The sequence below is a fragment of the Francisella orientalis FNO12 genome, from assembly GCF_001042525.2.
In the GTDB taxonomy this organism is placed as follows: Bacteria; Pseudomonadota; Gammaproteobacteria; order Francisellales; family Francisellaceae; genus Francisella; species Francisella orientalis.
Genome location: NZ_CP011921.2, coordinates 1,078,499 through 1,090,228 on the forward strand (window position 1 = coordinate 1,078,499; position 11,730 = coordinate 1,090,228).

Consider the following 11,730-nt stretch of genomic DNA (forward strand, 5'->3'; position numbering starts at 1 on the left):
GTAATAACTGATTCTTGACTAAAATCCATTTCATAAGGAATTTTTTATAATTCGCTTAGGTATACTGTTTGTATCAGTTATTACTACTCTCTTTGCAGATACTTGTAGTTTATGATTTTCTATAGTAGCTTTAAAATCTCCAGATAAATTATAGTAATTGTGGTTTGTGAGATTTAGTAATGTATCTTCATTAGCTATAGCTTCAAAATAGATTATTAGTGAATTTTCTTGTAATTTATAAGTTATATCAATCTGTAGATCTGCTGGAAAACCATCATCCGATGATTTTTGAATACGACTAAATTTAACTTTATTTTGATTAATTGTATAATCAAATCGCTGATGGGAGATATTATTAAAACCTCCATGAAGAGTATTAATAAATTTCTCATTTTTGCCAACACTATACGTTTTATTATTTAGAATAAACTCACCATTTTTGATCCTCCCAGCTACCCTACCGATACTAGCTCCATAATATGATGGATTATTAAAATAGTTTTCTATCTCAGCATACTGTAAGACTATATTTTCAAACTTACCATTGTTATCTCTAGTTTTGAGAGAATATACAGTAGCCCCAATATCTAATAAGTCTAATTGGATACTATCATTTTCTAATGAAATTACATTTAGGAAACTTTGTGCGGTTTTAATTCTTTTAGTAGATACTTTTAGCATAGTCTAATATCAATTTTGCAACTTGTGATTTTGATATATTATTATACTCTTTTAAATTATTTTCAGATAAGATTGTTACACTTGAATTATCATTTCCAAATACTTCGGTTGAATTAGCAACTATCATATTTAGATTTTTTTTGACAAGCTTAGATCGAGCATATTCAACTATATTTTCAGACTCAGCCGCAAATCCTATAGCAAAAATACTTGGATATGATTTTTTACAATTTGCTAAAACATCAGGATTTTTAATAAATTCTAAAGTGAAATTTTCATCAGTTTTCTTAATTTTATTAGTAAATTTATTTTTGATCTTATAATCAGCCACTGCTGCACAACCAATAAAGATATCACTATCTTTAGCTTTCTCGAGCATTGCTTGATTCATTGCATCAGCACTTTTGGTATCAATAATTTCTAAATTAGGATGTTTAATATCAAAACTTATTATAGTTTTTGCTTTAAGAACAGTAACTTTCGCTCCTCTATTAACAAGCTCTTTTACTAATGCAAAGCCCATTTTTCCAGAACTATAATTTGATAAATATCTTACTCCATCAATATCTTCTACAGTTGCTCCTACTGTTATCACTGCTTTTTTAGCTTTGAAATCTTGAGCAACACTCAATAACTCAAACAAAACTTCAGGCTCATGTAATCTGCCACTCCCGATATCTCCACAAGCTTGAATGCCTTGATCTGGAGCAATCAAATTAAACCCTATACTTTGAAGCTTTGTGATATTCATCTGAGTTAATTTATTTTGCCACATATTTACATTCATAGCAGGAGCTATATATACTTTAGAATTGTCATCATTAGCTAATATTGTTTGACTTAATAAATCATTAGCTAGACCATGAGCTAATTTTGCAATAGTATTTGCTGAAGCCGGAACTATAAATATTTTATCAGCCCAACGTGATAAATTGATATGTGCCATACTTTGACTATATTCACTCATATTCAAAGATTCATCAGTATAGACATTACAGCATAAAGCTACTAAAAGCTCGGGTTTTATAAATTGCTGTGCGCCTTTAGTAATTACAGCTCTACATTCAACACCGCTTTTAATAAAAAGTCTTATCAAATTTATAGTTTTAAAAGCTGATACACTACCAGTAATCCCAAATAAAATCTTATTACTCATAAATACTAATCTCTATTTATTTAATATATTCTCTCTTTTATAAAACATAATTATTAGTAAGACCATAATAGCTACTAATACAGCTAAGATATTTACATTCATTATAAATGTACTTTCATTAGTAATCCAATAAGCAAAAATAATCCCAAAGAAAATACTACTACTTCTACCTAAAGCAAATATCATATTAGTAGCTAATGAACGGCCTTCTGTCGGAAATTCAGTCGCTGCATATTGTGCCCACATAATATTATAACCACCACCAATAAGCCCAATAAGTATTCCATAGAAAAATATAAAATCACTAGATACATATTTATACGCAAAGATACTCACCAGAAATATAACTATATTTATTACAAAGAATAAATTTGGTGATTTAAAGTATTGGTTATATATTCCACTAAGAATACTACTAATGATATTTCCTGCAAAAAATCCAAATAAAAATAGCTTAACTAAACTTGCAAAATCCATATCATTCGCGATGAATTTCACTAATGCAAACATTACTGTTATCACAAAGAAATAAGGTAGCGTAATTAAAAAGTTAAGAATCAGCGGTTTATTATAATTTCTAATAAGAAAACTAATACTTCCCGCATTTTTAAATTTATCAGATTTATACAATGCTATAAAATGCGGTGACTCTTCCAACACTCTTCGAAATGCGTATATTCCCAAACCAGCAAATCCACCAAAAATAAACATTACTTTATAAGAGAAAACTCCAAAAAGTGTAGCGACCACTCCTCCTAATACTCCAAGAATATATAAAAGACTCATTCCCCAAGCAGCTAATCTAGGCGGAAAAAATTCTACTATCAAAACACTAGATACAGCAAACTCACTTGCTAGAGCCAGGTATGCTAAAAATCTTAGTAGCATAAAAATGTAAATATTATTTACAAATATACATAATAAAGTAGTCAAAGAATAAAGCAAAATACTATATTTTATGACCGTAATACGCCCAAACTTATCAGCCAATATACCAAAGAGGATTGCACCGACTAAGATACCAACCATTTGAATATTATTTATCAAATAATAAGTTTGTTGAATTTTAGTAGAATCAAAAATTCCAAATTGTTGTTTTAGTAGGTCAACATAAGAGACGCTAAATACAGTCAAATCATAAAAATCTATAAAGTAACCTAAACACAGTATTGCTAAAATCCATTTTGCATTTTTCATTATTCAAAATAAATTGATAATATTAGAGATGTATTATAGATAGATAAAAGTTTAATGACTATAGCTAAAAAGCATTAATCGACAATAATATTCTTCTCATTTGCTGTAGATCTACAAAATGCTACATAACGCTTATCAGTCACAAACCAATAGAATACTGCGCCAATAATAGCATCCGCAAAATAGTTTGTTATATGTGTAGTTAAACATACAAAAATTATAAATAGCAATATAAGCATTAAAAGATTTTTAATATCAATTCTTCTAAACTCAAGGCTTGCATATATAGTCATTAAAACTACAAGTATTGCACTCATATTTATTTGAGTCTGAATCTCTACCGTATTAAGCAATAATGTCAAAACTACAAATACAACCAAACCAAATATTCTAGTGCGTGGCGCTAAAGCTCCCATGCTCACAGGCGCTGCCATATATCCTATAATATGAAAACCTGTCACAACCAACATCAAACCAGTCCAGTTATCTGAGAAAAACAAAAATATAACTGATAAAATAAAGTTTGCGAGAAGAGATCTACGAGAGATATTTACTACAGGAGTAATCTTAGCAAAATATCTAGGCATTTGTCCTTCTGAAGACATTGCGTATAGCATTCTCGAAGAAGCACCTAAATATGTATATCCTGTAGCAGATGGGGCTAACTACACTATCAACTATAAGTAAGAACGATATATAACCAGGCCCTAATAGTGTTGCTAATTGTAATAATGGTGAATCGAAATCTAATCCTGCCCAGCCACCTTTTTCTAATAGGTATTGATGAGGAACTGCCTGCATAAATGCATATTGCAAACCTAAATATAAAGCTAAAACTATTACTAATGCTAAAATAATTGATAAAGGAATATTTCTACCAGGATTCTTTACTTTACTAGCATAAGCAACAACAGTCTAAAATCCATTGAAAGTATAGATCAAACCACCGGCAACAATAGTTGTTAATGCTGAACCAAATCCAAACTGAGAGTTGTTTGGAGTATCTTCGGAAAACATACTAACATGATCAGAGCTATGCATAAGTGCATAGGCTATAAATATAATAACGATTATAAATGGTACTGCCATCTTGAATACTGTTATAGCATTATTGATTCTAGCTAACAATTTGACACCATAAAAATTAATAACCAGATACACAAATAGTACAGCTAGTGCAAAAGTCATTCAAGCTGTAGTCAAAACGCCATCACTCATTAACCATTGCATAGACTTAACACCAGATAGATATTGAGTAGTCGCCAATGCTTCAGATGAAATAACTACAACAATACCAAACCAGTTCGCGAAAGCAAATGGCATTGCAAAAATACTATTATGGGATATGCGCTTGATCTAGTTGTAGCTCCTCTTACTAGATACAAAGATACAACTTTACCAAGACATAGCGCTATCATTACAACAATTAATGCTGCTAAAATCCAAGCTAAAAAAGCCTAGTTACCAGCACTCTTAGCTGTAAGCTGAGCACTAAATAACCAGCCTGAACCGACCATACAAGTAGTACCAATCAATACAGCACTAAACAACGACATCTTTTTTACAGATACATTATCACTCATATTCTTTCCTTATAATTGATTTAAAACTAGACAAAAATATATTTGACATATTTTTTGGCTATAACTTTTTGATAAATTTTAAGCATCGACTGACAAAAAATTTGACAAGGTAAGTTTTAAATTACCATCAAGAATATGAATTCACAATATTTTTATTCCTCTAAACTCATTAAAGAAGCATTTCCACCAGATGCAGTAGTATCAACACTGACAGTTTTTTCTACAACAAATCTACGTAAATATAGAGGTGATGCTGTTTCTATTGCTAAGCTAGTACACTTGCCGTCTTTAGCAACACTTTCTGCAACAAACGGGATAATTGCGCCTCTACGTAATGCCAAAGCTTGATGAACTTGTTTAACTTCTAAGATACTTCCCGAAAAAGCCACTAAAGCTACTTTACTATTGAACAGTAGCGCTGAAGTAATCTCTTCATCATTAGATAAAATTAAATTAATAACTTTAGGATTAACACCAGCCTTAAGCATTAACTTAACAATATTATAAGCTGTTAAACTACCTGTATATGCAGGTTTTGCAACAACAGTATTACCTGCTAATAATGCAGCTGTTGTTTGACCTACAAATCTTATTAATAAGTCACAACTTGAGCACATACTAACTACTACACCACGCCCTTTCAAGCTTAGTTCATCGATCTCGCCTGTAGGTCCAGGTAACAACTCAGGATGTGCAAATTCTTTTTTAGCCTGTAAGCAATAGTATGCTACTTGCTGTATAGTTTTATCAATCTGAATATGAGCATCTTCTACAGATACATTTGACTCCGTAACCAAGCATGATGCTATTAGATGACTCTCTTTTTCTAATAAATCTAAGAATTTTTCAACAATTAAAGCCCTATCTTCAGCATTTATATGATTCCAAGCATCTGCTTCTGCATAAGCTACTTCTATAGATTTATCGACGGTACTCACAGAGGCAACATACTTTTTACCAATATTCTTATCAGCAGCAGATTTTAGATCAACAAATTTATCCTTCTTAGCTTTCTCACCAGCTACAATATTAGTGATACTATACTTATCTTTTATCAGTTTATTTGTAGCTATTTCATCATTAGCAATTTTTTCAGGATTATAAATCTCTTCTACTGCACCAACACCTGATAATTTTTCATTTGCTAAACGATGCATATAGTATGGACCACCTGCTTTAGGACCAGTACCAGATTTACCTTGTCCTCCAAAAGGTTGGACACCGACAACAGCACCGACAATATTTCTATTTACATAGACATTACCGGCTTTGATGTTATTTTTAACATAGTTCATAACCTCATTAATTCTACTATGAACGCCTGCAGTCAATCCATAACCAGTAGAGTTAATATCCTTTATAAGTTTGCTAAGTTCATTTGCTTTAAACCTAAGGATATGAAGAATTGGACCAAATTGTTCTCTACCAAGGTCAGATAACTTCTCTATTTCAAATGCTGTAGGCATTACAAATGTACCTTTTTGAGTATCCTCACTTGGTTGAGCTTGATATACAAGTTTAAATTGTTTTTTCTTCTCTTCTATATATGCATTTAGGTTATCAGCTGCTTCTTTGTCTATTACAGGACCAACGTCTGTATCAATATACTTTGAATCACCTATTTTAAGCTCTTTCATCGCACCAACAATCATTTTGATATAATTATCAGAGATGTCCTCTTGTAAGCATAATATACGCAATGCTGAACAACGCTGACCAGCGCTATCAAAAGCTGAACGTATCACATCTCTAGTAACCTGCTCTGGTAGAGACGAAGAGTCTACTATCATAGCATTCTGACCACCAGTTTCTGCTATAAATGGTAATATTTCACTAGATTTTGATGCTAATGTTTGGTTTATAATCCCTGCAACTTCAGTTGATCCTGTAAATATAACTCCTTTGCATACAGGACTTTTAACTAAGGCACTACCAACAGTTGCCCCATCTCCTGGAGTAAACTGTAATACACCTTTAGGAAGGCCTGCTTTGAATAATAACTTGATAGCCTTATAAGCGATAATAGGAGTTTGTTCAGCAGGTTTAGCTACTACAGTATTACCAGCAGCTAAAACAGCTGTAATCTGACCTAAGAATATTGCTAGAGGGAAATTCCAAGGGCTAATACATACCATTGCGCCTCGACCTGTAAACTCAATTTGTTTTAGATAATCGGATAATGCAGGTAATTCAATCGGCCCATTAAATTCTCTACGTGCCTGAGCAGCATAATAACGACAGAAATCTACAGCTTCTCTAACCTCATCAATGGCATTTGATAAAGTTTTACCAGCTTCAATCATCGCTATAGCAATAAATTCAACAGTATTCTTTTCTAATAAATTTGCGAATTTTTCTAGAATATCAGCTCTTTGACTAGCTGGAGTATTATTCCAATCTTCAAATGCACTTTGAGCATTTTTTAACGCTCTTTTTGCCATTTTAGCATCAGCATTAATTACAGTACCAATTATATCGCCAGTATTTGGATTTATAACAGCTTCAGCTGTACTCTTGTCAATATCAACATTAGAAACTATTGGCTTTGCTTTATATGTGTTTTTAAGAGTATATTTCTCAATATTTTTATACATCTCTGCTAACACTGCGAAGTCACTAGTATTATGACCTTGTGAATTTAACCTAGGGGCTACTATATCTTTTGGATATGGTATATTAGGATGCTGACCACAACCATAGTCAATAGCTTTTTTGACAGGATCTTCTATTAACTCTTCAATTGGTAAGTTCTCATCAACGATTCTATTTACAAATGAGCTATTGGCACCATTTTCTAGTAATCTTCTAACTAAATAAGCAAGTAAGTGCTTATGTCCACCAACCGGAGCATATATTCTACAAGGAATATCTTCATAACCTTCTTTACCAACTATATTGTCATATAAAGGATCACCCATACCATGTAGACATTGAAACTCAAAATCTTTATTGCCATTAGCTAACTCCATCACTACAGCTGCAGTTTGGGCATTATGAGTGGCAAACTGCGGGTAAATATATTGATGATTTTCAAAGAGTTGCTTCACACATGCTTGGTAAGAAACATCTGTATGATATTTGCGTGTAAATACTGGGTAACCTGCTAAGCCTTGCTCTTGTACCTGTTTAATTTCAGCATCCCAATATGCACCTTTTACAAGACGAATCATAAATCTTCGATTAGTTTTTTTAGCAAGATTAGCTAAGTAATCTAATACATAAGGAGCTCTTTTCTGGTAAGCCTGAACAACTATACCAATCCCATCAAATCCATCTAAAGATGGCTCATGAGCCAATCTCTCCACCAATTCTAGTGATATTTGCAATCTCTCAGTTTCTTCAGCATCAATATTCATTCCTACATTATATTCTTTAGCTAACTGAGTAAGTTTAAGTAACTTTGGATATAATTCTTCATGAACTCTTTGATGCTTTGCAACTTCATAACGCGGATGTAAAGCAGATAGCTTGATAGATATACCCGGATTCTTTTTAATCTCTTTATTTGTTGCATATTTAGCTAGCTCATTTATAGCATGCAAATACTGACCATAGTAATAATCAGCATCAGCCATAGTCATCGCAGCTTCGCCTAGCATATCATAAGAATAACTATATCCTCTAGCAACTTTAGTTTCTGATACTTTTAATGCTTCTTCTATAGTTTCACCAAGTACATATTGCTTACCAACTATTTTCATAGCCTGCTTCATAGCTTGACGAATTACTGGTTCACTTGATTTTTTTAGCAAGTTTTGAAAAACCTTTCTATATGCTCCATGAGGATTCTTCAAAATTTTACCAGTTAACATCAAACTCCATGTAGCAGCATTAACAAACAAATGTTTTTCTCTACCAACATGATTTTTCCAAGAGGCGCTAGTTAATTTATCTTTGATGAGTAGATCAATAGTGTATTTGTCAGGTACTCTTAATAATGTCTCAGCCAAACACATTAGTACGATACCCTCTTCAGATGATAAATCATACTCAATCATAAAGGCATCAATACTAGATTTCTTTAGCCTATTTTTTCTAACTTTTTCTACTAAACCATATGCTCTTTCTCTTACTTGTGCTTTTTGCACACTAGACATATGAGCTTTATCTACAAGTTTAGTTACAGCCTCTTTTTCTTCTATAAGCCAATATTTAGAGATATTCATTATTTCATTTGAAATAGGATACTCACCTGAATGGTTCAATAAGTTATTCATATTGCTTCCTTTTATACTTACTTTAATCTATTTTCATTAAACTTTTTCTTTTCTAAAATAATTTTGTTAATAAGCTCTTTATATCTATCTGGCGGAGTAGCTCCTTTAAACAGCCAATCAAACATATCATTATCTTCACTAGTCAAAAATTCAACAAACAATTTTTTACCAGCAAGATCTTCTCGCATATAACAGTTATTTAAATATGGTGCTAATATTATATCAAGTTCTAGCATACCTCTGCGTGCAGAGTATTTTATTTTTTCTACTGAGCTGAATATGAGATCATCTTTCCTCATTATCATGATAGTCAAGCTTATTAAATATAAGGATTACACTAGTATATACTATACACTTAAGACAACCAATACCGTTAAAGGAATTATTTCAAAAAATACTCTTTTATTTAGCTAAACAATCCGGTATTATTTGCTCTATAATTTTAGGTTTATTCATAACTATTTATTACCTATCTAAAATAAGTTTATTCAAACAAAAAATACTAAAAGGATTAAGATTTAATGGCTATTAGTCAAAATGTTACAAAAATACTTCAAGATATCGATGAACTAGATTTATTTAGCAATATTTCGGATGAGTGGTCGACTCTACTAAATGAATCTGATGATGAAATCAAAATTAAAAAATTATATTCAGCATTAGTAAAAGAAAGTATCCGTCGTGAAACAGCTGAAAGATTAGCTAAAGATGCTAAATCTTACTGTGATCTTATTCAAGAGCAATCAAAACAGCGCATTTCCAACTTGAAAGAAGGTTTAGAGAGCCAAATTGCATTTCTCACTCAACAAATCAAAGATCTAAAGGCTGAATCTTCAAAAAACCTTGATTACTACAGAAACGAGTTAAAAAAAGCTACTAGAAATTTGATAGATAATAAAAATTAGTTAAATTAATAGGTTTTAATACCCCAAGTAACTTTTTTATTTCGGTTAGCTTTTTATCTTTCTTAATATCTAAAATTCCCAGTGTAAGAAAATACTTCTCTATTTATTACATTTTGAGAAAACAGCTCTAGAAAATCTATCTTGATTATCTTTTTCTATTTCTAAATCAGCACAGTTAGTTATACTTTACCTTTATCATCTAAAACAGTATAGCTTGCAAAAGAAACTCCCGATAGTGAAAGTAATAACATCCCTTTTATTAAAATTTTATTTTTCATTTTTACAATCTATAGAAATGGTCAATAGAAATATACTATCAATATAATCCGTTATTTTCTATTAGAAACAGTCAAGAATAATTCTAAGTCTCTTTTAGATTGTTTTTGCAAAGCTAAATCACCGATATCTTTTATAAGAATAAATTTCAACTCTTTATTACTATTTTTCTTATCCAAAAGCATTACATCTAAAAACTCTTTTTGACAAATATCTCTAGGGAAATCAATAGAAATGTTAAAGCTAATTATAAACTCCTTAAAATCTTTTGCCTGTTGTTCTGATATCATCCCCAAATAGCAAGAGAAATCTATAGCCTGAGCCATCCCAACACCTACAGCTTCTCCATGCTTTAAACCTAGATATTTTTGACATTTCTCAATAGCATGACAAAATGTATGTCCAAAATTAACGATTGCTCTAGCGCCCGTAGTTTCCTTTTCATCTTCTGCTACAACTTGAGCCTTAATCTGACAACTTTTTTTGACCATATCTATCAAGGTAGAAGCATCTTTAGCTAAAATTTTATCTCTATTTAAATCAAGCCAATAATAAAAATCTTTTGAGATAAAAGCATACTTAACAACTTCAGCCATACCAGATGTATATTCTCGTTGAGGTAAAGTTTGATAAAATTGTACAGATGTATAAACAAGCTTTGGTTGATAGAAAGCTCCTATCATGTTTTTACCTAAAGGATGATTTATTGCTGTCTTACCACCAACAGAAGAGTCTACCTGTGACAATAGTGTAGTTGGAACTTGGATAAAATCTACTCCTCGCTGATATATTGCAGCAGCAAAACCTGTAATATCTCCAATAACACCACCACCTAATGCTACTAACACAGTAGAGTTGCGAGTATATTGGTTTTCTAATAAAGATGACAATATCTTATCTAAGCTTGCTTGAGATTTATATTGTTCGCCATCTTCAAGCACACATACTTTGATATCTAACCTATCAGGTATTGACTCTAAAAATCCATCAAGATATAAACCAGCAACTGTAGTATTTGTAACAACTAATACTTGTTTATTTTCAATATGAGAAATAATATGAGAAATATCTAGTGAAAAATCTATTATAATATTATAACTCTCACTGGATGTAGGATTTACTAATAGTTGACTAATCACAGGATTGTTTCTTCAACTAAGAATGTAGATATTTTGTTGACTATATTTTTTACTGTTGCGCCATTAGTTTCTACAACGACATCAGCGATACTTCTATACAGAGGCTCTCTTTCAACCATTAATTGCTCTAACACAGGTCTTTTATCATCGACTCTTAAAAGAGGTCTCTTTGTATCTTTAGCAGTTCTTTCTAATTGTTGTTCAATAGTAGCTTCAAGATAAACAACCTTACCACGCGACGATAATAATGATCTTGTATCTGGATCAAGTATAGCACCACCACCCGTCGCTAATACTATATTTTGTTTTTCTGTTAAAATTTCAGCAATAACATCTCGCTCACGCTTTCTAAAGCCTTCTTCACCTTCTAGGTCAAAAATCCAGTTAACATCAACACCACATTTTTTTTCTATCGTATCATCAGAATCTATAAACTCTAACTTTAACTGTTTTGCTAATTGCTTACCAATAGTAGATTTTCCAGCACCAACTGGACCAATTAAGAAAATATTTTTTGTTCTTATCATTTTTGACTCAAAATTATAAGTTGATTACACACTGTGATAGTTTGTTACC

General features: G+C 31.6%; 8 protein-coding genes and 2 pseudogenes. 1 reads left to right on the forward strand and 9 read right to left on the reverse strand.

Annotated features, from left to right (window positions below):
- Positions 1-30: 30 nt before the first annotated feature.
- The 6 genes and pseudogenes from FNO12_RS05570 to FNO12_RS05595 all read right to left on the reverse strand — a co-directional run bounded on the left by FNO12_RS05570 (position 31) and on the right by FNO12_RS05595 (position 9,139).
- A complete protein-coding gene (locus FNO12_RS05570) occupies positions 31-681 on the reverse strand; it encodes an aldose epimerase family protein (protein WP_241692556.1) in 651 nt (216 codons plus the stop codon).
- Positions 662-1,837, reverse strand: a complete 1,176-nt coding sequence (coaBC, locus tag FNO12_RS05575; protein ID WP_014715613.1) for a bifunctional phosphopantothenoylcysteine decarboxylase/phosphopantothenate--cysteine ligase CoaBC — start codon at positions 1,835-1,837, stop codon at positions 662-664. The genes FNO12_RS05570 and coaBC overlap by 20 nt, the downstream gene beginning before the upstream one ends.
- 12 nt (positions 1,838-1,849) lie before the next feature.
- Positions 1,850-3,034, reverse strand: a complete 1,185-nt coding sequence (locus tag FNO12_RS05580) for an MFS transporter (RefSeq protein WP_014715612.1) — start codon at positions 3,032-3,034, stop codon at positions 1,850-1,852.
- 74 nt (positions 3,035-3,108) lie between these two features.
- A pseudogene (locus tag FNO12_RS05585) lies at positions 3,109-4,617 on the reverse strand (APC family permease).
- 152 nt (positions 4,618-4,769) lie between these two features.
- Entirely contained in the window at positions 4,770-8,834 is a 4,065-nt protein-coding gene (putA, locus tag FNO12_RS05590; protein WP_014715611.1) for a bifunctional proline dehydrogenase/L-glutamate gamma-semialdehyde dehydrogenase PutA, read from the reverse strand.
- A 17-nt stretch (positions 8,835-8,851) separates the two neighbouring features.
- Positions 8,852-9,139 carry an FAD assembly factor SdhE gene (locus FNO12_RS05595; RefSeq protein WP_014715610.1) on the reverse strand — a complete coding sequence of 96 codons (288 nt, stop codon included), beginning with the start codon at positions 9,137-9,139 and terminating at the stop codon, positions 8,852-8,854.
- Between the two features lie 216 nt (positions 9,140-9,355).
- Here FNO12_RS05595 and FNO12_RS05600 point away from each other — a divergent pair, with 216 nt between their 5' ends.
- Complete coding sequence (locus tag FNO12_RS05600) at positions 9,356-9,739, forward strand: hypothetical protein (RefSeq protein WP_014715609.1); 384 nt, start codon at positions 9,356-9,358, stop codon at positions 9,737-9,739.
- 62 nt (positions 9,740-9,801) lie between these two features.
- Here the strand turns inward: FNO12_RS05600 and FNO12_RS10700 are convergent.
- The 3 genes and pseudogenes from FNO12_RS10700 to aroK all read right to left on the reverse strand — a co-directional run bounded on the left by FNO12_RS10700 (position 9,802) and on the right by aroK (position 11,681).
- Positions 9,802-10,017: pseudogene (locus FNO12_RS10700) on the reverse strand (hypothetical protein).
- A gap of 51 nt (positions 10,018-10,068) precedes the next feature.
- Positions 10,069-11,154 carry a 3-dehydroquinate synthase gene (gene aroB, locus FNO12_RS05610; protein WP_014715608.1) on the reverse strand — a complete coding sequence of 362 codons (1,086 nt, stop codon included), beginning with the start codon at positions 11,152-11,154 and terminating at the stop codon, positions 10,069-10,071.
- Complete coding sequence (gene aroK / locus FNO12_RS05615) at positions 11,151-11,681, reverse strand: shikimate kinase AroK (protein WP_014715607.1); 531 nt, start codon at positions 11,679-11,681, stop codon at positions 11,151-11,153. The genes aroB and aroK overlap by 4 nt, the downstream gene beginning before the upstream one ends.
- Positions 11,682-11,730: the final 49 nt, after the last annotated feature.

Coding starts and splice junctions, on each gene's coding strand:
- FNO12_RS05570 (WP_241692556.1), bottom strand. CDS start 681: ATGCTAAAAGTATCTACTAAAAGAATTAAAACCGCACAAAGTTTCCTA.
- coaBC (WP_014715613.1), bottom strand. CDS start 1,837: ATGAGTAATAAGATTTTATTTGGGATTACTGGTAGTGTATCAGCTTTT.
- FNO12_RS05580 (WP_014715612.1), bottom strand. CDS start 3,034: ATGAAAAATGCAAAATGGATTTTAGCAATACTGTGTTTAGGTTACTTT.
- putA (WP_014715611.1), bottom strand. CDS start 8,834: ATGAATAACTTATTGAACCATTCAGGTGAGTATCCTATTTCAAATGAA.
- FNO12_RS05595 (WP_014715610.1), bottom strand. CDS start 9,139: ATGATAATGAGGAAAGATGATCTCATATTCAGCTCAGTAGAAAAAATA.
- FNO12_RS05600 (WP_014715609.1), top strand. CDS start 9,356: ATGGCTATTAGTCAAAATGTTACAAAAATACTTCAAGATATCGATGAA.
- aroK (WP_014715607.1), bottom strand. CDS start 11,681: ATGATAAGAACAAAAAATATTTTCTTAATTGGTCCAGTTGGTGCTGGA.